32 protein-coding genes are annotated in these 25,102 nt (G+C 36.8%); all 32 read left to right on the top strand.

The window, feature by feature from the left end; translation table 11 throughout:
• Window positions 1–117 (top strand): flagellin (locus tag J5J05_RS01925; RefSeq protein WP_279633275.1); only part of this gene is annotated, 117 nt, incomplete at its 5' end.
• 132 nt (window positions 118–249) lie between these two features.
• Window positions 250–1,161, top strand: a complete 912-nt coding sequence (hag, locus tag J5J05_RS01920; RefSeq protein WP_208559002.1) for a flagellin Hag — start codon at window positions 250–252, stop codon at window positions 1,159–1,161.
• 134 nt (window positions 1,162–1,295) lie between these two features.
• Window positions 1,296–1,688: a flagellar protein FlaG gene (locus tag J5J05_RS12720; RefSeq protein WP_208559001.1), complete on the top strand. Its 393-nt coding sequence runs from the start codon at window positions 1,296–1,298 to the stop codon at window positions 1,686–1,688.
• A gap of 4 nt (window positions 1,689–1,692) precedes the next feature.
• The gene (fliD, locus tag J5J05_RS01910) at window positions 1,693–3,144 is read left to right on the top strand and encodes a flagellar filament capping protein FliD (protein ID WP_208559000.1); all 1,452 of its coding nucleotides are present in this window, start codon (window positions 1,693–1,695) and stop codon (window positions 3,142–3,144) included.
• Window positions 3,145–3,161: 17 nt separating this feature from the next.
• On the top strand, window positions 3,162–3,524 hold the full coding sequence (locus J5J05_RS01905; protein WP_208558999.1) for a hypothetical protein: 363 nt from the start codon (window positions 3,162–3,164) through the stop codon (window positions 3,522–3,524).
• Window positions 3,525–3,545: 21 nt separating this feature from the next.
• Window positions 3,546–3,911 (top strand): flagellar export chaperone FliS, encoded by a 366-nt coding sequence (gene fliS / locus J5J05_RS01900; protein ID WP_208558998.1) that lies wholly within the window; start codon window positions 3,546–3,548, stop codon window positions 3,909–3,911.
• Between the two features lie 548 nt (window positions 3,912–4,459).
• Window positions 4,460–4,837, top strand: coding sequence for a flagellar basal body rod protein FlgB (flgB, locus tag J5J05_RS01895; protein WP_208558997.1), 378 nt, complete (start codon window positions 4,460–4,462; stop codon window positions 4,835–4,837).
• Between the two features lie 19 nt (window positions 4,838–4,856).
• Window positions 4,857–5,291, top strand: a complete 435-nt coding sequence (gene flgC / locus J5J05_RS01890; RefSeq protein WP_208558996.1) for a flagellar basal body rod protein FlgC — start codon at window positions 4,857–4,859, stop codon at window positions 5,289–5,291.
• Window positions 5,292–5,323: 32 nt separating this feature from the next.
• Window positions 5,324–5,638, top strand: coding sequence for a flagellar hook-basal body complex protein FliE (gene fliE / locus J5J05_RS01885; protein WP_208558995.1), 315 nt, complete (start codon window positions 5,324–5,326; stop codon window positions 5,636–5,638).
• Window positions 5,639–5,672: 34 nt separating this feature from the next.
• Window positions 5,673–7,298, top strand: a complete 1,626-nt coding sequence (gene fliF, locus J5J05_RS01880; RefSeq protein WP_208558994.1) for a flagellar basal-body MS-ring/collar protein FliF — start codon at window positions 5,673–5,675, stop codon at window positions 7,296–7,298.
• Between the two features lie 10 nt (window positions 7,299–7,308).
• The gene (fliG, locus tag J5J05_RS01875; protein ID WP_208558993.1) at window positions 7,309–8,340 is read left to right on the top strand and encodes a flagellar motor switch protein FliG; all 1,032 of its coding nucleotides are present in this window, start codon (window positions 7,309–7,311) and stop codon (window positions 8,338–8,340) included.
• On the top strand, window positions 8,324–9,088 hold the full coding sequence (locus J5J05_RS01870; protein WP_208558992.1) for a FliH/SctL family protein: 765 nt from the start codon (window positions 8,324–8,326) through the stop codon (window positions 9,086–9,088). The genes fliG and J5J05_RS01870 overlap by 17 nt, the downstream gene beginning before the upstream one ends.
• The gene (fliI, locus tag J5J05_RS01865; RefSeq protein ID WP_208558991.1) at window positions 9,088–10,413 is read left to right on the top strand and encodes a flagellar protein export ATPase FliI; all 1,326 of its coding nucleotides are present in this window, start codon (window positions 9,088–9,090) and stop codon (window positions 10,411–10,413) included. The genes J5J05_RS01870 and fliI overlap by 1 nt, the downstream gene beginning before the upstream one ends.
• 11 nt (window positions 10,414–10,424) lie before the next feature.
• The gene (gene fliJ / locus J5J05_RS01860) at window positions 10,425–10,880 is read left to right on the top strand and encodes a flagellar export protein FliJ (protein ID WP_208558990.1); all 456 of its coding nucleotides are present in this window, start codon (window positions 10,425–10,427) and stop codon (window positions 10,878–10,880) included.
• Window positions 10,881–10,918: 38 nt separating this feature from the next.
• Window positions 10,919–12,334, top strand: a complete 1,416-nt coding sequence (locus J5J05_RS01855; RefSeq protein WP_208558989.1) for a flagellar hook-length control protein FliK — start codon at window positions 10,919–10,921, stop codon at window positions 12,332–12,334.
• Window positions 12,335–12,356: 22 nt separating this feature from the next.
• Entirely contained in the window at window positions 12,357–12,785 is a 429-nt protein-coding gene (locus J5J05_RS01850; RefSeq protein ID WP_208558988.1) for a hypothetical protein, read from the top strand.
• A 1-nt stretch (window position 12,786) separates the two neighbouring features.
• Complete coding sequence (locus J5J05_RS01845) at window positions 12,787–13,182, top strand: flagellar biosynthesis protein (RefSeq protein ID WP_208558987.1); 396 nt, start codon at window positions 12,787–12,789, stop codon at window positions 13,180–13,182.
• 105 nt (window positions 13,183–13,287) lie between these two features.
• Window positions 13,288–14,175, top strand: coding sequence for a flagellar hook-basal body complex protein (locus tag J5J05_RS01840; protein ID WP_208558986.1), 888 nt, complete (start codon window positions 13,288–13,290; stop codon window positions 14,173–14,175).
• A gap of 44 nt (window positions 14,176–14,219) precedes the next feature.
• A complete protein-coding gene (locus J5J05_RS01835) occupies window positions 14,220–14,423 on the top strand; it encodes a flagellar FlbD family protein (protein ID WP_208558985.1) in 204 nt (67 codons plus the stop codon).
• Window positions 14,420–15,220 carry a motility protein A gene (locus tag J5J05_RS01830; RefSeq protein WP_208558984.1) on the top strand — a complete coding sequence of 267 codons (801 nt, stop codon included), beginning with the start codon at window positions 14,420–14,422 and terminating at the stop codon, window positions 15,218–15,220. The genes J5J05_RS01835 and J5J05_RS01830 overlap by 4 nt, the downstream gene beginning before the upstream one ends.
• A 24-nt stretch (window positions 15,221–15,244) precedes the next feature.
• Entirely contained in the window at window positions 15,245–16,048 is an 804-nt protein-coding gene (locus J5J05_RS01825) for a flagellar motor protein MotB (RefSeq protein WP_208558983.1), read from the top strand.
• Window positions 16,014–16,505 carry a flagellar basal body-associated FliL family protein gene (locus tag J5J05_RS12930; protein WP_208558982.1) on the top strand — a complete coding sequence of 164 codons (492 nt, stop codon included), beginning with the start codon at window positions 16,014–16,016 and terminating at the stop codon, window positions 16,503–16,505. Before J5J05_RS01825 ends, J5J05_RS12930 begins: the two co-directional genes overlap by 35 nt.
• Window positions 16,506–16,528: 23 nt before the next feature.
• Window positions 16,529–16,912, top strand: a complete 384-nt coding sequence (gene fliO, locus J5J05_RS01815) for a flagellar biosynthetic protein FliO (RefSeq protein WP_208558981.1) — start codon at window positions 16,529–16,531, stop codon at window positions 16,910–16,912.
• 15 nt (window positions 16,913–16,927) lie between these two features.
• Window positions 16,928–17,593, top strand: coding sequence for a flagellar type III secretion system pore protein FliP (fliP, locus tag J5J05_RS01810; RefSeq protein ID WP_208558980.1), 666 nt, complete (start codon window positions 16,928–16,930; stop codon window positions 17,591–17,593).
• Between the two features lie 26 nt (window positions 17,594–17,619).
• Window positions 17,620–17,883 carry a flagellar biosynthesis protein FliQ gene (fliQ, locus tag J5J05_RS01805; protein ID WP_208558979.1) on the top strand — a complete coding sequence of 88 codons (264 nt, stop codon included), beginning with the start codon at window positions 17,620–17,622 and terminating at the stop codon, window positions 17,881–17,883.
• 6 nt (window positions 17,884–17,889) lie between these two features.
• Window positions 17,890–18,648: a flagellar biosynthetic protein FliR gene (gene fliR, locus J5J05_RS01800; protein ID WP_208558978.1), complete on the top strand. Its 759-nt coding sequence runs from the start codon at window positions 17,890–17,892 to the stop codon at window positions 18,646–18,648.
• A 37-nt stretch (window positions 18,649–18,685) separates the two neighbouring features.
• On the top strand, window positions 18,686–19,753 hold the full coding sequence (flhB, locus tag J5J05_RS01795; protein ID WP_208558977.1) for a flagellar biosynthesis protein FlhB: 1,068 nt from the start codon (window positions 18,686–18,688) through the stop codon (window positions 19,751–19,753).
• A gap of 25 nt (window positions 19,754–19,778) precedes the next feature.
• Window positions 19,779–21,857, top strand: a complete 2,079-nt coding sequence (gene flhA, locus J5J05_RS01790) for a flagellar biosynthesis protein FlhA (RefSeq protein WP_208558976.1) — start codon at window positions 19,779–19,781, stop codon at window positions 21,855–21,857.
• 32 nt (window positions 21,858–21,889) lie between these two features.
• Window positions 21,890–22,606, top strand: coding sequence for a sigma-70 family RNA polymerase sigma factor (locus J5J05_RS01785; protein ID WP_244244572.1), 717 nt, complete (start codon window positions 21,890–21,892; stop codon window positions 22,604–22,606).
• The gene (locus J5J05_RS01780; protein ID WP_208558975.1) at window positions 22,599–23,366 is read left to right on the top strand and encodes a flagellar hook-basal body protein; all 768 of its coding nucleotides are present in this window, start codon (window positions 22,599–22,601) and stop codon (window positions 23,364–23,366) included. Before J5J05_RS01785 ends, J5J05_RS01780 begins: the two co-directional genes overlap by 8 nt.
• Before the next feature lie 10 nt (window positions 23,367–23,376).
• Complete coding sequence (locus tag J5J05_RS01775; RefSeq protein ID WP_208558974.1) at window positions 23,377–24,162, top strand: flagellar hook-basal body protein; 786 nt, start codon at window positions 23,377–23,379, stop codon at window positions 24,160–24,162.
• 36 nt (window positions 24,163–24,198) lie between these two features.
• Window positions 24,199–24,915 (top strand): cell division ATP-binding protein FtsE, encoded by a 717-nt coding sequence (gene ftsE, locus J5J05_RS01770; RefSeq protein WP_208558973.1) that lies wholly within the window; start codon window positions 24,199–24,201, stop codon window positions 24,913–24,915.
• Window positions 24,916–25,102 lie beyond the last annotated feature (187 nt).

Raw genomic sequence — 25,102 nt, 5'->3', positions numbered from 1 at the left:
GATATGGCTGAAGAAATGATGAGCTTCACGAAATCAAACATCCTTTCTCAAGCTTCAACTGCAATGCTTGCACAAGCAAACCAAATGCCTCAAGGTGTTCTACAACTATTGGGTTAATCATTTTAAACGTAAAGTCGAAGCTGAAAATTCAGTTTCGACTTTTTTTTAATAAACACTTAAACAAATAGGGTTCATGACGATAGTATAGTTAGACAACAACGATCTTACTTAAAAACGGAGGAAAACAACATGCGTATAAATACAAATACAGCAGCAATGAATACCTACTCTCGTTTGTCACAAGCAAATACTGCGAAGAGTGGTTCATTAGCTAAACTATCATCTGGACTAAGAATCAACAAAGCAGGCGACGATGCAGCAGGACTTTCAATCTCTGAGAAAATGAAAAACCAAATCTCAGGTTTGAACCAAGCTACTCGTAATGCTCAAGATGGGATCTCATTGATCCAAACAGCCGAAGGTGCATTGAACGAAACACATTCAATCCTAAACCGTATGCGTGATCTTTCTGTTCAAGCAGGTAACGAAACAAACAGTACTGACGATTTATCTGCGATTCAATCAGAAATCGATGAATTAAACAAAGAAGTAGACCGTATTGCTAGTACAACTCAATTCAATGGTAAAACATTGTTAGATGGATCTGTATCTACTAATGCAGATAGCCAATCTACATTTAAATTACAAATTGGATCTAACACTGGATCAGCGGATACATTAACTGTAAATATTTCAGCTATGAATTCAGCTAATTTAGGTTTAGATGGCGCAACTGGCACAAAACTTTCTGGTATTGATGTCGTGGGTACACCAGCAGTAGTTGACGGAGGTGGTAACGAAACTGCAGCAGCAGTTCCTGGCGACCATAGTGAAGCCATCAACGTTATCGATGCAGCAATCAAACAAGTTTCTGAACAACGTTCAAACTTAGGCGCGAACCAAAACCGTTTAGATCACACAATCAACAACCTAACAACAACTAAAGAAAACTTATCTGAAGCGAACTCACGTATTCGTGACGTTGATATGGCTGAAGAAATGATGAGCTTCACGAAATCAAACATCCTTTCTCAAGCTTCAACAGCAATGCTTGCGCAAGCAAACCAAATGCCTCAAGGCGTTCTTCAACTATTGGGATAATAGTATCATCATTCAGACATCGAAGCTGGTTTTTCCAGCTTCGGTTTTGTTTTACATATGAGCTATAAACGAAGATTCTCTAAATTTTTTCGGAATTTTCGTTTATAGCTTAAACGATTACAGGAGTTGATAATGTGAATCAACGAATAAGTTCACAAAATACAATAAGTACTGTCGATAGAGTTTTACAACATAGCAAAAGTACGATATCATTAACTGGACACTCTTACGTAGAGCCGATACAGCCTATTAGAGAAGTCAGAAGAACCGATCAACAAGAAAATTTAGTCAAAAAACCACCAACAGAAAAAGAAATCAACCAATGGATACTTGAAGCGGAAGATGTTATGCAACGTGTTAATACGCAGCTTTCATTTAGAAAGCATGATGGCACAGGGCGAACATTAGTAGAGTTAGTAGATATCAATACAAGAGAAGTTTTGCGTGAAATCCCCCCTGAAAAGATGTTAGATATTATTGCGGGTATTTGGGAATGGTCAGGATTAATAGTAGACAGAATGGAGTGATTAAATGAGTGCAATGAATATTATGGGTACTTATTCTGGTATCGATATGGCGACAGTAGAGCAATTGATACAAGCTGAATCCTCTCGAGGTGTTCGTTTTACGAATCAGAAAGATAAATATCAAAAACAACAAACAGCTTGGAAAGACGTCAATGGCCGTTTAGATAATCTATATACAAAGTTAGATAACATGAAAAAACCAGATACATTCAATTCTAAAACTGTTACATTGTCTGGAGATAAAAATGTATCAGCTACTGCGAAGAGCACTGCGACGACAGGTGAATATGATCTTAAAGTGACACAATTGGCAACAAGCACTCGTTTAACGGGGGATAAACTTCCTATAAATTCAGTATCCGATCAATTGAATATTAGCGGTAAACTTACCATTGATAGTGGTAGCTTTAAAACGGTTGTCGGTGAAGAAGGTAGTACACAAGAACCGGTAACATTTGAATATGATATTACGAACGAAGATAGTTTGAAAGACGTGCGTGATAAAATTAATGCAGAATCTGACAAATCTAAAGTAAAAGCAAGTATTGTGGATAATCGTTTGATTTTGACACATGCAGACTCTGGGAAAAAATCTATCTCAGTTAGTGGAGATGCTTCAACAGCACTTGGACTTAATTCTAGCACGACTACTTACTCAGAAGGTCAACAAGCTGAGTTTGAAGTAGATGGACTGAAAATCGTGAAAGATAGTAATACGGTCACAGACGTTCTTGATGGTGTCACACTAAACCTCAAAAAAGTTCACGGTGCAAATGAATCTGATAAGATCTCTATTACGAACGATTCAGATAAAGCGGCTGATGCTATGAAAGAATTAGTAGACCAGTATAATTCTGTAAACTCATTTATTGATCAGCAAATGTCTGTAGGAGATCCTTCTGCCGAAAATAATAAAACGGGTACGCTAGTAGGAGATAGTTCACTTTCAAGATTACAGTCTAGTTTAAGAAGTATGTTTACACGTAATATGACAACATCTTCTGAGTCAGTCAAAAACTTACAAGATTTAGGTGTAGAAATTGATCGTTACGGAAAAGCCTCTTTTGACAAGACGAAGTTTGTTGAGACGCTTGAGAAGAATCCCAAAGATGTAGAGAAGTTCTTCAATGATGCTGAGAAGATTACTAGTACAGCTACAGACGATGCTGGTGTAGAAACTACAAGTACTGAAACAAAAGTTACAGGCTTTGCTAATTCAGCACGCTCTTTAGTTAACGAGTATATCTCAAGTTCATCTGGTATCATCAAAACAAAAAATGATACGTATGATCGTTTGATCAAAGATGTTAATCAACGGATTGATAGCTTTAATAAACGAATCGCTACTAAACGTGAACAGTATATTAAACAATTTACTGCATTAGATACCGCTATGATGCAAGCCGAATCGCAATTACAGTTCATGATGGGACAAATGGGCGGTAATGAAAGCTAAGTCTGAAAGGAAAGAGTATGGTAATTCAAAATCAATTACTACAAAAAAAGAAAACATTACTTTTAAATCTTTACAATACGTATGAGTCATTTAATCAAACGCTTGAATCTGCTGTTGATGTACTTGCAGAAGTAGAATTACTAATCACTGATATAAATGCACTAGATGATCAGTTAAGTGATGAAGAGATTTCAAATTTCTCTGTTAATTATCGTGATGTTTGGGTTGAAATAGTGAATAAACATAGAGAGTTATTGAAATTGATTGAAAAAGAAAATCAAACAGTGAAAAAGCAAATGGATCAAGTTAACAAGAAAAATCAAATGATCAATGGATATATGGACCAAAACGAATCGATGTTTCTGGACAGACAGGCTTAATAGAAGATAAGGAGTACAATCATGGGTTACGGTAATGCATCAAATGTCTATAAAACAAATCAAATTCAAACAGCTTCACCTAAACAATTAGTTGTCTTACTTTACGAAGGAGCAATTAAAAATATTCGCCTAGCAGAGCTAGCTATTGAGCAAGGCAATCTTGAAAAAGTTAATCGCTATTTAATTAAAGCACAAGATATTGTGGCTGAACTCCAGAACTCACTAAACCATCAAGGTGGCGAGAACCAAATTGCTAGTGAACTTGAAAACCTATATGAATATTTATTGAACCAGTTGCTACAGGCTAATCTAAAAAAAGATGTCGAAAAAATGGTTGGATGTCGAACGATTTTAAGCGAACTATTAGAAGCATGGGCCAGCATTTAATTGCTGGTCTTTTTTTTTGCGTATTTTTATGTATTTCCTCAAAAGGTTTCAATTATTGTATATAAAATAACAATGTCTTTGTTCTATTGTAACTATATTTTTATTCGGTTTTTATTGACAACCTATCAAGATAATGCCTTAACTAAGCTTCTAGCCTTGATAATATGTGCTTGTAACCGTTTAGCAACATACGTTCACAAAACTGTCATTTGTTTACATTATTTAAAATGTGACAAAATAACGATTGTTTTTCTATGACAAAATTAACAGCTATAAACACCATGAAGTGTATTGGGTGACATCAAAGTGTTGATATCATACGGTAAAGCAAATATTCAGGTGTTTCACTTTCTGAAAAAAGTGTTATCTCGAATTAGGAAAAAGCTGAGAATGTTCACAAAATCAGGCGAAAAAACATTTTATCAAAAAAAATATGGATTGAAAGTTTTTCAACACTAAATTACACTTATAGACGTCCCAGTAAAAGAAGCATTTTCTCGGAATAACTTAATTAAGAATAATTACTATCATTTGATGGAGGAACCTTGATGGATTATCAAAATATCAATTTATTACACAGAGCACTAGATGCTACTAATCTTAGACAAGAAGTTGTTTCTAATAATATCGCTAATGTAAATACACCAGGGTTTAAAGCTGAACGTGTTGAATTTGAATCCGTATTGAGACAAACAATGGACGGATCGGGATTATGGAAAACGCATGATCGTCACTTTGGTATTGATGATAAAAATAACGTAACGGGTAAAGTATTGAGGCAAGAAGGAAATCGAGTGGGAGAGAATGGAAATAATGTAGCCATTGATACAGAAATGTCGGAATTAGCTGCGAATTCTATTCACTATCAAGCACTTGTTAACCAAACTAGCGCACAATATAACATGCTTCGTTCTGTATTAAGATAAATAAAGGAGCTAGCAGAACATGTCAATTTTTGATGGAATGAGAATTAATGCAAGTGGTTTAACTTTAGAGCGATTCAAGCTAGATACAATTTCAACGAATATCGCCAATGTTAATACTACAAGGACCGAGAATGGAGAAGGCCCGTACATAAAACAACAAGTTGCGTTCGAAGAGAGTTTTAGAAGACAAACTTCTGGATTTAACGGAGAAACAAGAACAAACAGTGCTGGCGTTCGTGTGACAGGTATCAATGCAGATGAAGAAAATGTCAAGATCGTATTTGAACCGGAACACCCTGATGCAGATGAAAATGGTTACGTTGCGTATCCTAACGTAGATATGGCTGATGAAATGGTAGAAATGATGACAGCTATGCGAACGTATGATGCAAATGTTACTGCAATGAATAATAACAAAGACTTACTAAAAAGAGCTTTAGAAATCGGGAAGTAAACGTTTATCGTTTACAAGAGAGGAATTAAACAATGGCAGAAATCAATGCATTAAATCAGCTCTATTCAAATGCTCTTACGCAACTGAATGGTGCTTCTCAAAAAGCAGAACTACCTAAAGAAGATACAGACGCTTTCAATAATGTACTTTCAAATGCTTTACAAAGCTTAGAACAAAAACAAGCGGAATCTACTCAAGCAGTTGAATCATTGGTAGATGGAACAGCTGATGACCTGCACACAGTTATGATGAAAACGACAGAAGCACAGATTTCTCTAGATGTTGCTGTTCAATTTAGAAATAGAGCACTTGAAGCATATAACGAAATAAAAAATATGCAGTTCTAAGTTAGAATGATCAGCTTAAAGGGAGATTACGCTTATGGACAAGTTTAAAGATATTTGGGGTAGCTTACGAAGTGGATGGATAAACCTTGAAGCGAGTAAAAGAAAGAAATTGATTGCGATTGTAATCGCTGCTTCAATTATATTGGCTATTTTAGGATACCTGTCACAGAGAAAGCAATACACGGTTTTATTTTCAAATCTAGAAGAAGCAGACGCTGGCGCAATAGTAGAAAATCTTGAAACAGAAGGTATTCTCTATAAGTTAGAAGATGGCGGAACGACGATTTTGATTGATGAAAAAATGGTTGATCAATATCGTCTTGAAGTAGCAACCACTGGTTTGATGCCACAGAGTTCAACTGGTTTTGAGATTTTTGACGATACAAATATGATGGCAACAGATCAAGATCGCGAAATTATGTACCAAAGAGCCGTGACAGGAGAGCTTGAAAGATCTATTTCTTCTATACAACAAGTGGAGTCAGCAAAAGTGATGTTATCCATTCCAGAAGAAAGTATATTCCAAAATCCTGAGTATGAAAGTGAAGCGTCAGCTTCTATCGTATTGCAAACCCGCGGTGCAAGTCAGTTAACTACTCAAAACATTCAAGGTATTGCTTCATTAGTTTCAGGGGCTGTAGATAATCTACCAGTCAGTAACATTCAAATTATCGACGCAAATGGAAATTTATTAAGTGGCTTTTTACAAGATAGTGAAAATGCGATTGGTGCAACAGACATTTCGAATCAGCAATTATCTGTACAAAAGAGTTACGAAGATGATTTAGAAAAAAGAATTAATGAATTACTAGCGCCTGTCTATGGTGCAAATAATATACGAGTTGTCGTAAATGCAGCGATGAACTTTGATGCGGTTGAAGGCGAGACAGTCACGTATACCGCACCAATGATCGATCCAGATAGTGATGAAGATCCTGAACGAGAAGGATTAATTAGAAGCCAGACTGAGAACTACAATGGTGCTAATGATATGCTTCAAGGATTGATTGAAGAGGGACAACTGCCTGTGGCAGATGATGCAGATGCAGAAGACGGACAAAACGCTTCTTATGACCGTACGATTAATTATGAGCTAGATCAAAATACAGAACGCTATGTCAGAGCACCTGGTGTTGTAGAAGCGATTGATGCGTCAATCGTAATTAACCAAACGGGTGATGCAGTGATTGCTCAAAATCAATTAGTTCCGATTGTCAGACGTGCTTTAGGATTAGATAGCCAAGTAGATACGATCGTTGGCGATGTAACGATTGAAGCGATGGCATTTGCTGGCAATGAAGAAATTCCAGCTATTGGGGAAGGTGACTTCATGGAAGAGACGATGATTTTCTTCAAGAGATACTGGCCATTTATGATTGGTTCAATCATCCTGCTTATCCTGGGTATCGCCATTCTTTCTATTCTTAAACGAGGAAGAAAAGATGAGTTTGATGAATTTGATCCTGTTTACGAAACACAAACGACCGCTGAACAACCTGTTAAATTAGAACCTGTTGAACCAGCGCCAGTTGATCTCAATATCGAACGTAAAAAACAACAAAATAAAGTCATGAGTGACAAAGAAGATCTTGTTAGGGAAGAAGCAAAACAAAATCCAGAACTTGCTGCTGAACTGATGAAAATTTGGTTGAAAGAATAGGAGGGGTACGATGGCAGATGTAATAGATGATAAAGCAAAATCTAAAATTGAAGGTATAAAAAAAGCAGCTATCTTCATGATTGCGTTGGGCCCCGAAACGTCTGCGCAAATCATGAAACAATTGCCGGACCAATACATTCAAAAGGTCAGTTACGAGATAGCAAATATTGATCATGTCAGTAGAGAAGACAGAGAAGCCATTGTAGATGAATTTTTAGAAATGTCTCAAGCTAGAGAATACATTTTAGATGGCGGTATTGATTATGCCAAAACTTTGTTAAACAAAGCGCTAGGAACAAATAGAGCAAAAGAAGTTATCGATATGTTGAATCAAATTCAGCTACGCGAACGACCATTCAATATTGCTAGAAAAGCTGATCCTCAACAATTGACTAATCTACTATTGGGTGAGCAATCTCAAACCGTTGCATTGATTCTATGTTATATGCAACCAGATAAGGCTGCTCAGATTCTAGTTCAATTTCCGCAAGAAAAGCAAACTGAAATAGCCGAAAGAATCGGTACAATCAGCAATACTTCTCCAGCAATCATTGAAAAAATAGAAAAAGTCATTGAGAGTAAATTTTCTTCTTATGTTGAGAATGAAACAGAAAATGTAGGTGGCGTGAATACACTTGTAGATATCTTGAATCAAGTTGGACGTACAACTGAGAAAACCATTGTTGCCGAACTTGAAGAAAGACAACCTGTATTGGCTGAAGAAATCAAAGCAAGTCTCTTTACATTCGAAGATATTGTCTCTCTTCAAAAAGCAGATGTTCAAAAAGTATTGCGCGAAGTCAATCACGACGATCTTATATTGGCGCTCAAAGGCGTATCAGACGAGTTGCGTGACTTTATCTTTGATAACCTATCTGCTAGAGCAGTGGACACACTCAAAGAAGATATGCAGTTCCTCGGGCCTGCTAGACTATCTGCAGTTGAAGAAGCACAACAGAAAATCGTTACAGTTATTCGTCGCTTAGACGAACAAGGTGAAGTATACATCATGAGGGGCGAACAAGATGCTATCGTCGAGTAAAATCATCAAATCGAACAATCATCAGCATATTGAACAGTCAGAGGACGCGTGGGTTATTGACACCGTCCTCTCGGACACTGATGACTTTTCAGAAGAAGTATTAGATGAAAATGAAGAAGCAGCAATAGCTGAGAAAAAGCGTATTTTGAATCATGCCTACTCCAAACAAGAAGAGTTGATCGAAGCAGCGAAAGAAGAAGCTGAGGCAATCAAGCAACAAGCCTATCAGACGGGGTTTCAATCCGGTAAAGAAGAGGGCTATCAAGAAGGTTACACTCTTGGAATGAAAGAAGGGTTTGAAGCAGGCACGCAAGAAAGCGAAATGCTGAAACAACAAGGACGTGACTTGATTACTCAAGCACAATTTGAGATTGAACAGTACACGGAAGAAAAGAAAGAAGCACTACTAGCGTTGTCAATACACATGGCAGAAAAGATCGTTCATGATCAGATCGACCAACACGATGAAGATTTATTATCTCTCGTGCACCCTATCTTACATCAATTAGATCGTGAGGAAGACTTTATTTCAATTACTGTTCATCCTGATGCTAAAAATACTATTCAAGCTAAATTAGCGAGTTTGAAAAGTCAATATATTGGCGTTAGATTCGCTATATTACAAGATCCAATGATCGAACCATATGGCTGTATTGTAGAGAGTGCACATAAAGTGATAGATTTACAGATCAATGCCCAATTAGAATCCATGCTAAAAGAGATGAAAGAAATGGAGCGTAGTGTTTAATGATTGATATCCCATTCCAAAAGTACCACGAGACACTTAACAAAAACACTTACACATTGAAGCAAGGTAAAGTGAGTCAAGTAATTGGTCTGATTATTAAAGTAGACGGCTTAGACGCATTTATCGGCGAAGTCTGCGAAATCAATATCAAGTCGACAGATAAGATGGTGCTGAGTGAAGTTGTTGGTTTCGTCGATGAGACGGTGCTGCTGATGCCGCTGGATGAATTGGAAGGTATTGGACCGGGATGTCTTGTGAGACCTACACGCAAAACACTGAAAGTTGAAGTATCTGACGACATGCTGGGTATGACACTTGATGGTCTAGGACGACCATTAACTGAAGAGCGATTGACTGGAGGCAAAATGTACCAAGTGAGTCGTTCATCACCAGATCCATTTAAAAGAAAGAAAATCAAGAATGTGATGACTACTGGTGTTAAAGCAATTGATGGACTATTAACGGTCGGTGAAGGTCAACGTATGGGGATTTTCGCTGGTTCTGGTGTTGGTAAGTCTACATTACTAGGTATGATGGCGAGATACTCGGATGCAGATGTGATCGTTATCGGTTTGATTGGTGAACGTGGACGAGAAGTGCTTGAGTTTATAGAAAATGATCTTGGTGAAGAAGGGTATAAAAAGTCTGTAGTCGTTTGTGCTACATCTGATATGCCACCGTTAGTCAGATTAAAAGGTTCTTATGTGGCAACGGCTATTGCTGAGTATTTCAGAGATCAAGGAAAAAAAGTGGTTCTGATGATGGATTCAGTAACACGTGTGGCAATGGCTCAACGAGAGATTGGTTTAGCAACTGGTGAGCCGCCAACAAGTAAAGGATATACACCTTCAGTATTCACAACACTTCCAAAGTTATTAGAGCGAAGCGGAACTTCTCAAGACGGTTCAATCACAGCTTTTTATACCGTTCTTGTCGAAGGAGACGATATGAATGAACCGATTGCCGATTCAGTTCGTGGGATCTTAGATGGTCATATCATTCTTTCAAGGAAAATTGCTTCAGAGAATCACTATCCTGCAATCGATATCTCAAATAGCTTAAGTCGATTAATGAAAGAATTAGTCAGTCCGGAGCAACATGAACTAGCTGGAAAACTTAGAGAGAACCTTACTCGTTATAACGATTCTAAAGATCTTATTGATGTAGGTGCATATCAAAAAGGTTCAAATCCAATCGTCGATCAGGCTGTCAGATTAAATCAGCCAATCAAGAATTTCTTGAAGCAAAAAACAACAGAGTCATATACATTTGAAGAGACACTAGATGAGCTTAACGCCGTCTTCTCAGCTCATCCGATTCGATAAGGAGAATAAGTATGCAGGCATATCAGTTTTCAATGGGTAAAATTCTTGATTGGCGTGAGGATTTAGAAGAAGCTGCTCAGCAAGAAGTGAAAGCAGTAGAAATGAAATTATCGAAAGAACAACAGTTTTTAGAAACACTATTGAAAGATAGTCGAAAAGTAAAAAGCGATAATTTATTTAAATCAGACATTAACGCTGTTAGAAGACATAGCCTTTACAAAGATCTTTTAGACGATAAGATCATCCAACAAAAGAACAACATTCATGGAGTAGAAAACGAGCTAAAAATAACTAAAGAAAAATTACAGTTAGCCAATCGAAATAAACGAATGATGATGAAACTAGAAGAAAAAGAGCGTTTTGTACACTCAGAAGCACTAAAAAAAGAAGAACAAAAACAGTTAGATGAAATTTCAACCTTACAGTATGGAAGAAATATCGTATTGACGCCTAAGCTGGGTATGTAATCTCTTTAAGGCAATTATATTGAAAGGAGGTGAACAACATGGGCAGTCAAATTCAAGTTTCAACGATTCAATCTTCTGAAACAGTAAAAACTACTGAAAAGATTGAAACCGATGGTCACTTGTTCGAATCAATGTTAAATCAGCAACAATCAGATAAGTCTGATGGGGAGCAAGACTCTTTAACCGCTTTTTCGAAAAAAGAAGACAAAGAAGCGGAAGGCTTGATAGAAGATAAGCGATTAAGTGAGAAAACAGAAGAGAATCTGATGCCAATGATTCCCCCATTTGTAATGGAAATGCTTCAACAGGAGACAACGATCGCAACGTCTCTGGGAATTGACAAAGAGATGGTTCCTACATTGATTGAAAAGAATTTATCTAATGTTGCATTAACACCAAAAGAGAAAGCTGTTATTGATCAGTTGCTTGCACAAATAGAGACTGAAAAGAAAATCGAGCTAGAACCTATGGAGACCGTATCTAAGCTTTCTCATCTAGGAGAAAAAATCGAACATCCTGTCTTTTATCAAAAAAACGTGTGGGACGCTGTACATGGTCAAGCAGCAACAATAGCAAAAACAACTGAGCAAATGAATGATTCCACACTAAGTGAGCGCGCTATAGTCGCTTTAAGTGAACTGGATGAAATGATGACTTCGGTTGTAATGAATGCATCCCCTGAGACGAAAGGTCCAGAACTGAGTACATATTTAAACCAACTCAATAGAAAACCTCTAGTTGAAGAACCGGTTATACCAGAAATACCAGAAGAGAAAGTCTCGAATGAGGAAACGTTAAAAACTACGCTTAATACAATCACATTAACAGAAGAGAACAATGCTAATAAGCAAGTTTTACAAGCGAATCAACTAACATCAAAGATCGAACAACCAGAACAGTCTACTGAAATGAAGACATTCAATGTGAATGAGGTTATACGCTCAACAACAAATTCTTTTACATCAACAGAAACAGTTGAGATTCCGCAAGCACAACCAGTCATCGCCAAAGAAGAACTGGATGTTATTCGTACAATGATAACTGAGAAAATTCAACAACCTGGAAAGCCAGATACGATGAAGTCAACTGTTCAGCTCACACCTGAAACGCTTGGGAAGATGACAGTAGAAGTCGAGATGGTTGATAAACAATTGGTTGGAAGAATGGTTGTTGCTACAGAAGAAGCAAAAACGATGGTAGAGAAGCAATTTAAAGCACAAGCCCTACTTCAACCGAGTCAACTGTTAAAACTTGATAAAATCGAAGTAACGGTTCAACAAGTTCAACAATCATTTAACGCCGGATTCAATTTCTCAGAACAACAGCAATCTGCTTTCTCAGAACATCCTAAGCCTAAAAAAGGCTATGCTACAGACAAAGAAGTAGAAGCAGATATAGTAGAAGGAACAGATAAACCTGCAACAGTTCCAGGAAGTTTAAATGTAATGGCCTAGTGCCAAGAAAGGAGTGAAACAAATGATAATTCCTTCTCAAATGACGATTGGCTCTTTAAATCAGCTTGCTCCAGATGAAGAAACGAAAAAAAATTCAGATTTAGATATGGAACAATTCTTAACCATCATTTCTAAAGCAATGAGCATGCCTTCTCTTGATGGCGGCAGTGGTGGTAGTGGCGGTAATGAAACTGACTATATCGGTCAAATGGTTCAATTCGGTATGCTGAACTCCATGCAAGAGTTGACGGATACTATGCAAACGACCATGCTAATGACCCAACAACAACAAGCTGTAGGAATGGTTGGAAAACAAGTAACCCTTAAAACTGAAGCAGATCAAATGGTATCAGGTGCAGTAGAAAAGGTTCGTTTTGACAATGGTTATGCAACAGTTCAAGTTAATGGTACACAGTACGCTTTAAATAATATTATTGAGGTGGGTGCTTAAGATGATCGAGAATCGATTTGATCCTCTTGCACGTTCGTCGAATCATATGAAATTACCTAAAAAATCACTCTCCGTTAATCATCATCAATTTGATTCACTATTAGAAGATGCACTTAGTAAAACAGATTTGGAAGAACACGTTACTTTCTCAAATCACGCACAAAAAAGACTCGATCAACATGGCTTCACATTAAATGAAGCAGATCTAACAAAACTTGATGAAGCGGTTCAAACATTAGCAGATAAAGGCTCTAAACAATCGTTGATTTTATATGATGACTTGGCATTAATTGCCAGTGTTCAAAACCGAAAAGTGATTACTGCATTGAAATCTACTGATATGAATGAAGTTACCAATATAGACAGTGCAATACAAGTAAAAAAATCAATTGACTAACGAGATGTAGAAGCTGGACTGAAAAGAGGCTGATCTCCAATGACCGATTGATTTGGAGACATCTCAAATATATTAACTCATATAGAAACACTAGGAGGAATACTCATGTTAAAATCTTTATACTCAGGTATTACAGGCATGAAAGGTCAACAAACTAAAATGGATGTTATTTCTAATAATATCGCTAATGTCAATACAACTGGATTCAAATCTCAAAAAGTTACTTTCCAAGATATGATTTCTCAAACAAATGCTTCTGCGCAAGGTCCAAATGCAAATGGCCGTGGTGGTATTAATGCACAACAAGTTGGTTTAGGTACACAAGTTGCTTCAACGGGTATGTTGATGCAAGGAGGCTCGTTACAGTACTCTGGACGTAGCTTGGACTTTGCTATTCAAAATGGCGACAAATCTTTCTTCGTTGTTAGTGAAAACGGAGATGCTGCAAACGTGAATTATACGCGTGACGGTAACTTCTACTTGGATAACGAAGCGAACTTGACAACTGCAAATGGCTATAAAATAATGGGTTATGTTCCTAATGGTGTGCAACCAGAAGAAGGATTCAATAATAATTTACCTGGTAACCTTAGTGAAATCGTCGTTAATCAGACTTTAACAGTCAATGGTCAACAAATTAGTTTACAAGACTACAATGTTGATAATACCGGCACAATCAAAGCAACTTATAGTGATGGCAATACCTACATTCTCGGTAGATTAGCACTTTCAAATTTCGCTAATCCTGATGGCCTTGAAAAAGCAGGTAGTAATATGTACAACGCTACAAGTAACTCTGGTCAACCAGTACTAGGTGGACCAGCTGATGATGGCTTTGGGCTTGTACGTTCTGGCTTCAATGAAATGTCAAATGTCGACTTAGCTACTGAGTTTACTGAAATGATCGTAACAAGTAGAGCATATCAAGCAAACTCTCGTAGTATTACAACTTCTGATGAGATGCTTCAAGAATTGATTAACCTTAAACGTTAATTGATTGATTAACGCTGAACGGCTAAATGGAAAGAGGATGCTGTATGATTTTACTACAATCTTTAATAGGTAAGTCATTTTATCTAAATTCCGATTTGATTTATAAAGTCGAACGAGAATATGATACATTGATCACCCTAATAGATCAAAAAACAATATGGGTTCGAGAAACCCCTGAAGAAGTTAAGCAGAAAGTTGTTGACTACAAAAGAGAGATTTATAACCAGTTACTGGAGGTACACAAATGAAAAGAAGTTTAGTTCCAATTATTGGAATGATTGCAGGGATAGGGTTGATTCTCTATGCTATGTCAACAAGTGGTTCATTATTGCGGTTTTTGGATGTTCCATCCCTCATTATTACACTAGTAGGATCTTTCTGTGCGTTGCTGATCAGTTTCCCGGTCGATACAATAAAAACAGTTCCAAGTTTAGTTAAAAAATTATTGATGACACCGGATAATGATCGCTTAGCATTGATTGATAAAATCACAGAGATCACAAAAAAATCAAGAGTTGAAGGCATTCTTTCAATTGAAGGAGAAATAAAAGAAGTACAGTATCCTTTGTTGAAATATGGATTAGAAATGGTCGTTGATGGATCTGATGAAGATACTATCCGAGAATTAATGAATGTACAGCTTGAACAAACCGAAGAAAGACATTCAATAGGCCACGAAGTTTTCTTGAAGTGGGGAGAATACGCTCCAGCTTTTGGGATGATTGGTACGTTAGTCGGTTTGATTGCGATGCTTGGAGATTTACAAGACCCTTCTCTAATTGGAGCTGGGATGGCAACGGCTTTGCTGACAACTTTCTACGGAAGTTTTCTTGCAAATATTGTTTTTCTGCCACTTGCAAAAAACCTTCAAATGCAAACAGCAAATGAATTGAAGACCAATGAGATGATCATTGAGGGGATTATGGCCTTACAAAAAGGAGAAAACCCACGAGTTATTGAACAAAAACTACAAAGTTTCGTTTCACCTAAAACCCTGAAACCTGTAGTAGATGAAAATGAGCCGGTAGTTGCTTCGGAGAGATAAAGATTAAGTTAAAAGAGGGATGATATGGCTAGAAAATCAAAAAAACCTAGTGCAGGTGGGTCACCGGGTTGGATGACAACTTTTTCCGATTTAATGTCTTTATTACTGACCTTTTTCATACTTCTGTTTTCAATGTCAGCGGTTAGTGAAGAAAAGTTTAAAGAGGTAGCTGACTCCTTAAGAGTAGCGCTAGAAGGTAGTTCAAGTGATTCACTTTTAGAAACAAATGGACAATCAATATCGGATTTAAATACCACAGATATCAATCAAGCAAGCCCCGTAGATATTCCCGAAGTTGAGCCAACACCTGAAGCCGATGCGATACCGCAAGAAGTACAAGAATTGTATGAAACGGCAAGTGTTTATATGGAAGAGAATGGGATAGAATCCGATTTGACTATTTCTAGAGATGCTGAGGGGGTCTATATAGATATACAAGAATCCATTCTATTCACATCTGGTAGCGCAGATATCACTGATTCTGGGGAAGAGACCCTCGCAACTTTATCAGGACTGTTCGATTTATTTGATAACAAGATCGTTGTTGAGGGGTATACAGATGATGTTCCTATGAATACAGCTCGTTTCCCCACAAACTGGGAGTTATCAACAGGTAGAGCGGTATCTGTATTAAGATACCTGAGTGAAAAAAATGGCTTATCGCCTAATCGCTTGTCGGCTAAAGGCTATGGAGAACATTCACCAATTGTTGCTAACGATTCAGCAGAGAATAGAGCATTGAATCGTCGAGTAAACATTATTATTATGCATAAGGATAGAAAGGAAGTAGACAGTGGCGGAGAACCAAACGACTCAAGTGGACAATAAAAAAAAGGGTGGGAAGAGTAAACTCATCATCATTTTACTTGTCACTGTTGTTCTAGCATTAGCTGGAGTAGTAGGAGTTTTAGTATTAAGTGGAGCAGAAAATATTCCAATCATTAGCAACTTGACTAAAGAGCCAGAACCAGTAGAAGTTCAAGTACCATTGGAAGAATTTTTAATCAATGTTGAAGATGAAAATGGTCAAAATACAGCTATGGTAAAATTAGAAGTTGCTGTTAGTAGTTACGAAGAAGATGCAGAATTATTAATTAATGAAGATATTGCAAAAGTTAGAGATTCAGTCATCTATGTTGTTTCTAATGAAAGTATCGATTCATTGTTAAAAAGAGAAGATGATTCTTTTGTTTTAAAACAACAAATTACCGATCGAATTAATCAATCATTTGGTAAAGATATCATCAGTGAAGTTTATATCACAAATATTTTGACTCAAAATTAACGGTTCTAGAGAAGGAGAATAAAATGGATTTAAGCCAAATATCACAGATGGTGGCAGCTTTGCTATTTATTATTGTACTTGCGAATTACTTATTGAAAAAGTTGAATAAACTTAATCAAGGTAACAGTAAGGCCATTAAAATAATAGAAAGAGTGCCTGTATCCAAAAATTCTTCTCTCTGTATCGTTCAAGTAGGAAACCAATATTTCTTAATGAGTTTCACTGATCAAAGTAGTGAAGTGATAAAAGAATTTTCACAACAAGAAAAAGAAGACCTTCAACAACGCATTCATCAACAAAATGTGACAACGAAAGAAAAAACTGATGTAATAAAGTTAACTAATGGTTTTAAAAACGCACTAAATAAGTTAAAATCGAAATATAACGACTCTTTTAAAGATGACTAAGGAAGGAATTAACGTATGGTAGATAATTTAGTAGATGTATTTTCAAGTACGGGTGAATCTTCTGAAGTCATCGATTTATACATACTGCTTATCGTCGTAGCTTTAATTCCTTCTTTTTTAGTATTGACGACTAGCTTTACTCGAATGATTATCGTTTTATCTTTTACACGAAATGCACTAGGAACACAACAAACACCACCTAATCAAGTATTAGTTGGATTGGCATTGTTTTTATCTCTTTTCGTGATGAGACCTGTTTATCAAGAAGTTAACGATGTAGCACTGACACCAATGATAGAAGGTGAACTCACGAGAGAGGAAGCTTTTCTAGAAGCGGAGATACCAATAAAGAATTTTATGCTCGATCAAACAAGAACAAGTGATTTAGAATTGTTTGTTGAATTATCTGGTGATGAGTATCCAGACGTACCATTAGATTTACCATTGACGACAATTATTCCAGCATTTTCAATTAGTGAATTACGTACAGCGTTCACTATTGGCTTCTTGATTTTCATTCCCTTCTTAGTGATTGATGTGGTCGTCGCTAGTATCTTGATGTCAATGGGGATGTTCATGCTATCCCCAGTAATGATTTCACTACCCTTTAAGCTATTACTATTCGTGATGGTGGATGGCTGGTATCTTGTAGTGGAATCTCTCATCAGTAGCTTCTATTAATCGATAATAAAGAAAGGACTGATTAAATGACAACGCAAAATGTTTTAGATGTTTTACAAGATGCCTTCCTCGTGATGCTAAGAGTAGGTGCACCAGTGCTGATCATTGCGCTTGTCATCGGTCTAGTCGTAAGCATCCTACAAGCAACCACCCAAATTCAGGAACAGACATTAAGTTTCGTACCTAAATTGTTTGCGATCTTACTGACTTTAGTCTTACTCGGTACATTTATGTTAAATACGTTGATGTCATTTACCGAAAGACTCTTTAATATTATTGCTGGATTGTGATAGAAGATGATAGAAGACTTTCAGTATTTCCTACTCATTCTTATTCGGATCACAACGTTTCTTACATTGAGTCCTGGTTTCTCGAATAAGGCTTTTCCGAATGTTTCTAAGTTAGCTTTATCGTTTGCTTTAAGTTTTTCAGTTCTTAGTGTAATCGAACCAGAACCCATATCATTTACGGTCATAACATTTTTATTTCTTGGTGTTAAAGAATTATTTATCGGAATGGCATTGGGCTATATCACCATTTTATTTTTTACAGCCGTTGACATAGCGGGGACGTTAGTTGACTTTCAAGTAGGCTTTTCTATGGGGCAGCTATATGATCCATCGATTGGCGTAAGTGCTTCGAATTTCGGAAGAATTTATTATTGGATAGCTATTGGTATTTTCTTTATTTCTAATATTCATCATTATGTGATAAGAAGTTTAGTGCAATCTTTTGAATATGTTCCATTGGAACAAACAAATTTCACACAGTTTGGCGTTGAAGGGATTGTGAAACTGTTTAGCTACATATTTGAAGTAGCAATCAATCTTGCGATTCCTTTCGTCATTGTTGCATTACTTTCTGAATTGACGCTTGCGTTGATTTCAAGAACAGTACCGCAAATAAATGTATTGGTTCTCGGTATACCCATGAAAATACTATTAAGCCTCGTGTTTATGTTTTTCTTCTTACCGATGTTAATGGAAAATATTTCTGGCGTTTTTCCAGAGATGATCAAATATATGAATGAATTTCTTCAGTCACTATCCAATTAAGTAACCATTCTAAAGGTATGAAGAGAGGTGAGAGAACATGGCAGAAAAAGATGGCAAAACGGAAAAGCCCACACCAAAGAAGCTTCAGGATGCGCGTAAAAAAGGACAGGTACCTAAAAGTCAGGACCTTTCTTCCGCTTTATCATTCGTAAGTTTTGCGTTAGCTTTTACCGCTCTTTCTACCTATGTCTTTCAGCGTACCTTTGTATTTTTACATAATATGCTGAAATTAGGTTTCAGTGTAGACAATATACAAAATGAACTTGGCAGTATCGGAATAACTTCGATGATGTATCTGATTGTCATCTCAGCCCCGTTTTTGATAATAGCGTTTATAACGGGTGTTGTGGGTAATTTGGTTCAAGTGGGATTCATGTTTAGTGGAGAAGCATTGAAGCCTAGTTTGAAAAAAATCAATCCTATTTCTGGATTTAAGAACATCTTCGGAAAAAAAGCCGTGTTTGGTCTAATAAAGAACCTATCTAAATTATTCATTGTAGTTGGTTTTACCTTATTGACACTGAAAGATTCTGCAGTTTTAATTATGAATTCAGGGAATATTGGAACACCTAGAATTTTCACTTTTATGATCGGCACAGTTTCTCGATTATGTTTCATATTAGCTATTTTTCTAGCAATTCTAGGTGTTGGTGACTATATCTTCCAACGCTATACCCATAAAAAAGAATTGATGATGTCTATGCAAGAAATCAAAGATGAATATAAAGAGATGGAAGGGGACCCCCAAGTTAAGGCTCAACGTAAAGCACGTTACCGTGAGCTATTGAGTGGAAAAATCTCAGATGTAGATGAAGCGACGGTCATTATTACTAACCCGACTCACTTTGCCATTGCGATTAGATATGATCAATCTAAAGATGAAGTTCCAGTTGTTTTAGCTAAGGGACAAGATATTATGGCCCAAAGAATGAAAGAACGTGCGAAAGAAAAAGAAGTACCAATGATTGAAAATCGTCCATTGGCACGTGCGCTTTATAAAGATGTAGAGGCCGGAAGTCCGGTACCGATGGAATTATATCAAGCTATCGCAGAAATACTCGCATTGATCTTCCAAGCAGAAAAAATGAAAAAACATAAAATCTAACGTAGACTAAAAGAGGAGAATGGTCATGAATCAAGTATCGACTACAAAGAAGAATGGTATTGGAAACTATTTGAATATTTTTATAGCATTCGTCGTTGTTTCCATTATTGGAATCATCATGATCCCGATGCCTACTTTTATTCTAGATTTATTGCTTGTCGTCAACATATCGTTAGCAATTACGATACTGGTACTGACATTATTCACTCACTCAGTATTAGACTTCTTAAGTTTTCCTACATTGTTGCTCGTTACAACAATGTTTCGACTAGGATTGAATATCAGTTCTACTAGACTCATCCTTAGTCAAGGAGATGCTGGTGAAGTCATAGATACTTTTGCCAATTTTGTTGCAGGTAACAATTATATTGTTGGTGCTATTTTATTCATCATTATTGTTCTAGTTCAAGTTTTAGTTGTAACGAATGGTGCGAGCCGAGTTGCAGAGGTTTCAGCAAGGTTCACACTTGATGCTATGCCAGGTAAACAAATGGCAATTGATGCTGATTTGAATTCTGGTTTGATTGATGAAAAACAAGCAAAACTGAGAAGATCTAATTTAGAACAAGAAGCAAACTTCTATGGTGCTATGGATGGAGCTAGTAAATTCGTTAAAGGGGATGCAATCGCCGGAATTGTGATTACAGTCATTAACTTGATTGGTGGTATCCTCATCCATTCTATGCAAGGAAATTATTCAATTATAGAAGCAGTTGAACACTTTGGTAAATTAACGATTGGTGATGGTCTCGTAAGTCAAATACCTTCCTTACTAATTTCTGTTGCTTCAGGTATTTTAGTTACGAGAACATCGAATCAAAAAGGATTCGGAGATACAATTGGTAGAGAGTTGTTCAACGTTCCGCAAGTTATGTATATTGTTTCAGCTCTGATGGTTGCTTTTGCGATTATTCCTGGTTTTCCAGTTGTGCCTTTTCTTATTTTAGCAATCGCCTTAGGTGTAACGGGCTATTTAGTTAACGAAGGTCAGAAAACTGAAATTGCTGATCAAGATAAGTTGCAACAAATGGCTGAAGCTGAACAACCAGTGGTCAGAGAAGAAGATTCAGTTTCCAGTTTCCAAGTAGATAGAATCTCGATCGAAATTGGTTATGGTTTGATACCTTTAGCTAATGAAGATCAAGAATCAAATCTAACCAATCAGATAGCGGCTGTCCGCAAACAATTATCTTTTGAAAAAGGTATTTTATTGAATCCTATTAGGATTCGTGACAATCTTCAAATGGGTCAAAACGAATATGTTATCAAAATCAAAGGGAATATCATCGCTTCTGGTGAATTGTATACTGATCGTTTCCTCGTCGTTGAGCCTGGTGGTGCAGATGAGACATTTGATTTCGAGGGCATCCCAGCAATTGAGCCTGCTTTTGGCCTAGACGCATTATGGGTAACCGATAAAAATAAAGAGATTGCTGAACTAAATGACTTTACTGTAGTCGATCCGTTAACTGTTTTAATCACGCATTTAAAAGAAGTCATCAAGAAAAACGCTTATGAATTACTGGGACGTCAAGAAGTTAAAGAGTTGCTTGAGGGGATCAAGGATCAATACAACGTCGTTATTGATGAATTGATACCAGATATTCTCCAATTAGGAGACGTTCAAAAGGTACTTCAAAATCTTTTACAAGAAGATGTAGCAATAACGGACTTAGTCAGTATTTTAGAAACACTAGCTGATTATGGGCATACAACGAAAGATCATGAAACGTTGACAGAATATGTGAGACAATCACTAAAAAGAACAGTGATCAAACCTCATTTAGATGAACAAGGTACGCTGAATATCTTAACAGTCCATCCAGAAACAGAAGAAATTCTTAGCACAAGTATACAAAAATCATCTGCTGGTTCAATACCAGTATTACAACCGCAGATGGTAACAAAACTTTTTGATAGTATTAACCAGCAATATACGATGCTAAACGCTCAGGGTGTGCCACATGTATTATTGACTGCCCCTAAAATTAGACCGGCTATAAAAAATCTTATAGCGTTTAACTTTCCAGAATTGTCTGTTATCTCACTGAATGAAGTTCCCAACGATTGTGCCCTTGAAACAGTGGGAATGGTTGAAATATAAGGATAGAACATAATTAGAAAGGACGTTGTCAGTTGAAAGTAGAAGATCGTAATCAAACGGTGATTCAATATATGCCGCTCGTGCATAAAGTTGTTCACAACATCAATATTAAGAATAAAGACTATGACCATGAAGATATGGTGAACATCGGCGTCATTGGTTTGATGGATGCGCTGGATCGCTACGATGAGACGCAAAAAGTTCCTTTTGAGAATTATGCATATATTCGAATCAAGGGAGCCATTATTGACGAAATCAGAAAAACGTCACGCGTACCACGTTCTAGAATGGCTAAATTAAACACTTATTATAAAGCAAAAGAAGAATTAGAATTAGAATTTAGAAGAAATGCTACTGAAGCGGAAGTTTGTCAAAAACTAGGTTTGACAAAAAAAGATTTAGAAGGGATTCACGATACCGTTCATCAATTAGCTTACGTTTCTTTAGACGAAGTAATCAATGTAGATTCCGATAATGAAGTGACCATTTTAGACGCGCTCGATGATCAGAATAGTCCTTCATTAGATAATGCGATTTTGAAACAAGAACAATCTTTATATCTAAGTAACGCTGTAGATAAGTTGTCCGAAAGAGAAAAGCAAATGCTTCAGTTAATCTATGTTGAAAGATTATCCATGAAGGAAGTCGCTTTTATTTTCGATATTAGTATACCGAGAGTTTCACAAATTCATGGAAAAACACTACTTAAACTAAGAGAAAATCTGGAGAGTGATTACGCTAATGATTAGAGGACTAGATACGCTATCAAAAAACTTCAATGTGCTAACTGAAAAACAAAAGAATTTAGCAACAAATACGGCTAATGTTACGACACCGGGGTATAAATCACAAAACTTGATCACAAGTACGACTGATCCGGTTGATGTACATAACTACACCAGAGGACCAGAATTGAACCTAAGAAGAGAGACAGATCAGATCGTTTTTGGGAACCAATTAGATGAAGCTTATCGTAACTTTGGTAACGGTGCTTTGCAGGGAACGAATAACAAAACGGATGTAGCGCTGAATGGAGACGGATATTTTACAGTTCAAGGTGCAAATGGCGAATTATATTATACACGTAACGGTAATTTTACTGTGAACGATGAAAATCAATTAGTCACACAAGAAGGTTACACTGTGCTCGGTATTCAAGGTAATGGTGCCACAGAACCGATTATTGTTAGCCCAAACGATTTTTCAATTGATCAAAATGGCTTTGTGATTTCGGATCAAAATGCACCCCAGTTTCTTTATATCACCAGTTTTGAAGATCAAGCAGCGTTAACGTCTGTTGGTGATACATTATTTCAAGGTGCCAATGGAGCAGCAATGGGGACTGGCTTTTCGGTAGCACAAGGCTTTGTCGAACAATCTAACGTAGATATGGTCGATGTAATGAGTGATATGATGCAAATATCTAGAGAATTCGAAGCGAATCAAAAGGTTTTACGCACTATGGACGATACACTGAAACGTGCTACACAAGAAGTCGGAAAAGCATAGGAGGACAAAAATGAATATTCCTTATAGTATTAGTAGAAGTGGCTTAAAAGCACAACAAAATAAGTTGGATACAGTTTCACATAATATCGCAAATTCTAGCACGTTAGGATACAAGCAAAAAACGGTTAGTTTTAGAGAATTGTTAGTAAATGATATTACTGCTCCTGATGTTTCAACTCGAGAAGGTGCACAAAATATGGGTTTGAACAGAGGGGTCCAAAGCACCACTACAGGAACTGATTTTTCTAGAGGGTCTTTATTTGAAACAGGTTCGAAACTTGCAATGTCTATCAATGGAGAAGGTTACTTTAGCGTTCAAAACAGTAATGGTGAACGTGTTTTATCAAGAGATGGCGACTTTACACTTGATGAAAATAAAGCAATTGTGAATTCCAGAGGACAGTTTCTTGAAACGAACCTAACGATTCCTGCGGATGCTTGGCCTGAGGGTGATTTCCAAATCAGTAGTACAGGTGAATTGTTGATTCAAAACGGTAATCAAGGACTCATTTCTGTAGGTTCGGTTCCACTATATAATGTTGAAAATCCTCAAGCATTAATTCCAGATGGTAGTAATGGTTTTAGAATTGCCCCAGAATTAGAGGGAACAGTCTACAGTTCTTTGCAGAATCCAGCTGCTTTTGGAAGAATAGAATCTGGATTCGTGGAAGGATCTAATGTTGATCTTGCACAATCATTTACAGATATGATGGTCACACAGAGAGCCTATTCATTAAATGCTCAAGTTACGAGAAGTACAGATGACATGTTTTCCTTAATTAACCAGTTCAGTTGAGTCGTTTCCGGATAAGATAAAGGTCATGGTGAGAGTATGATTATTTTAGATAATATATCCAAACGCTTTAGAGATGGAACTAAAGCATTGCAACAAGTTTCTTTAGAAGTAGAACCAGGAGAATTTGTTTACTTGAAAGGTAAGAGTGGTTCTGGTAAGAGTACACTTCTCAAAGTGCTATTTGGTCAAGAAAAAGTCAATCAGGGACAAGTATTGGTTTCTGATTTCATGGTCACTAGTCTAAAAGAAAATCGTATTCATGAGCTGAGAAGAAAAATGGGATTTGTTTTTCAAGATTATCAACTCCTACAATACAAAACAGTTTATGAAAATATTGCCTATGTCTTAGAAGTTACCAACTATCCTGAGGATGAAATTAGAAGTAGAGTAGTTGATGCACTAGAATTAGTTGGATTGAAGCATAAAGTATTCGATTTTCCTAGAGATTGTTCTGGTGGGGAACAACAAAGAATTGCGATTGCTAGAGCAATCGTTCATGATCCGCTGATCCTTTTAGCGGACGAGCCAACTGGAAATTTGGATCCTCATACAGGATATGGTATTTTGAAGCTACTCCATAAAATCAATCAAACGGGTACGACCGTTATCATGGCAACGCATGATCAGTCTTTGGTAGACAAAATGCCATCAAGAGTGATTGAGTTAGAAAATGGGTATCTAGCCAAAGATCGAAGTAAAGATCATACGATGTTGATTTTGAGTAGTCGGATGGGCGAACAATATGTTATATAATATGAGCGAAGTGACGCGGAAGCGTTTCTTCGCTTTTTAGCATTTAATTGACACTTTTGTGCATAAAAGTCAGTCGTTTTCTACAAAAAAAAACGGCTCTGTGTCAACTGGTGTTGGTAACATTAGTTACCCTTAAGAAGATCTATCGGTTTCATTCGATAGGTCTTCTTTTTTTAGGTTTCATTTT

Source organism: Marinilactibacillus kalidii (assembly GCF_017599325.1).
Classification (GTDB): domain Bacteria; phylum Bacillota; class Bacilli; order Lactobacillales; family Carnobacteriaceae_A; genus Marinilactibacillus; species Marinilactibacillus kalidii.
This window is presented reverse-complemented; position numbering and strand designations above follow the sequence as displayed.

Bases quoted from the DNA above. Each gene is read 5' to 3' on its own strand.
- hag (WP_208559002.1), top strand. From the start codon at position 250: ATGCGTATAAATACAAATACAGCAGCAATGAATACCTACTCTCGTTTG.
- fliD (WP_208559000.1), top strand. From the start codon at position 1,693: ATGAGTGCAATGAATATTATGGGTACTTATTCTGGTATCGATATGGCG.
- J5J05_RS01905 (WP_208558999.1), top strand. From the start codon at position 3,162: ATGGTAATTCAAAATCAATTACTACAAAAAAAGAAAACATTACTTTTA.
- fliS (WP_208558998.1), top strand. From the start codon at position 3,546: ATGGGTTACGGTAATGCATCAAATGTCTATAAAACAAATCAAATTCAA.
- flgB (WP_208558997.1), top strand. From the start codon at position 4,460: ATGGATTATCAAAATATCAATTTATTACACAGAGCACTAGATGCTACT.
- flgC (WP_208558996.1), top strand. From the start codon at position 4,857: ATGTCAATTTTTGATGGAATGAGAATTAATGCAAGTGGTTTAACTTTA.
- fliE (WP_208558995.1), top strand. From the start codon at position 5,324: ATGGCAGAAATCAATGCATTAAATCAGCTCTATTCAAATGCTCTTACG.
- fliF (WP_208558994.1), top strand. From the start codon at position 5,673: ATGGACAAGTTTAAAGATATTTGGGGTAGCTTACGAAGTGGATGGATA.
- fliG (WP_208558993.1), top strand. From the start codon at position 7,309: ATGGCAGATGTAATAGATGATAAAGCAAAATCTAAAATTGAAGGTATA.
- J5J05_RS01870 (WP_208558992.1), top strand. From the start codon at position 8,324: ATGCTATCGTCGAGTAAAATCATCAAATCGAACAATCATCAGCATATT.
- fliI (WP_208558991.1), top strand. From the start codon at position 9,088: ATGATTGATATCCCATTCCAAAAGTACCACGAGACACTTAACAAAAAC.
- fliJ (WP_208558990.1), top strand. From the start codon at position 10,425: ATGCAGGCATATCAGTTTTCAATGGGTAAAATTCTTGATTGGCGTGAG.
- J5J05_RS01855 (WP_208558989.1), top strand. From the start codon at position 10,919: ATGGGCAGTCAAATTCAAGTTTCAACGATTCAATCTTCTGAAACAGTA.
- J5J05_RS01850 (WP_208558988.1), top strand. From the start codon at position 12,357: ATGATAATTCCTTCTCAAATGACGATTGGCTCTTTAAATCAGCTTGCT.
- J5J05_RS01845 (WP_208558987.1), top strand. From the start codon at position 12,787: ATGATCGAGAATCGATTTGATCCTCTTGCACGTTCGTCGAATCATATG.
- J5J05_RS01840 (WP_208558986.1), top strand. From the start codon at position 13,288: ATGTTAAAATCTTTATACTCAGGTATTACAGGCATGAAAGGTCAACAA.
- J5J05_RS01835 (WP_208558985.1), top strand. From the start codon at position 14,220: ATGATTTTACTACAATCTTTAATAGGTAAGTCATTTTATCTAAATTCC.
- J5J05_RS01830 (WP_208558984.1), top strand. From the start codon at position 14,420: ATGAAAAGAAGTTTAGTTCCAATTATTGGAATGATTGCAGGGATAGGG.
- J5J05_RS01825 (WP_208558983.1), top strand. From the start codon at position 15,245: ATGGCTAGAAAATCAAAAAAACCTAGTGCAGGTGGGTCACCGGGTTGG.
- fliO (WP_208558981.1), top strand. From the start codon at position 16,529: ATGGATTTAAGCCAAATATCACAGATGGTGGCAGCTTTGCTATTTATT.
- fliP (WP_208558980.1), top strand. From the start codon at position 16,928: ATGGTAGATAATTTAGTAGATGTATTTTCAAGTACGGGTGAATCTTCT.
- fliQ (WP_208558979.1), top strand. From the start codon at position 17,620: ATGACAACGCAAAATGTTTTAGATGTTTTACAAGATGCCTTCCTCGTG.
- fliR (WP_208558978.1), top strand. From the start codon at position 17,890: ATGATAGAAGACTTTCAGTATTTCCTACTCATTCTTATTCGGATCACA.
- flhB (WP_208558977.1), top strand. From the start codon at position 18,686: ATGGCAGAAAAAGATGGCAAAACGGAAAAGCCCACACCAAAGAAGCTT.
- flhA (WP_208558976.1), top strand. From the start codon at position 19,779: ATGAATCAAGTATCGACTACAAAGAAGAATGGTATTGGAAACTATTTG.
- J5J05_RS01780 (WP_208558975.1), top strand. From the start codon at position 22,599: ATGATTAGAGGACTAGATACGCTATCAAAAAACTTCAATGTGCTAACT.
- J5J05_RS01775 (WP_208558974.1), top strand. From the start codon at position 23,377: ATGAATATTCCTTATAGTATTAGTAGAAGTGGCTTAAAAGCACAACAA.
- ftsE (WP_208558973.1), top strand. From the start codon at position 24,199: ATGATTATTTTAGATAATATATCCAAACGCTTTAGAGATGGAACTAAA.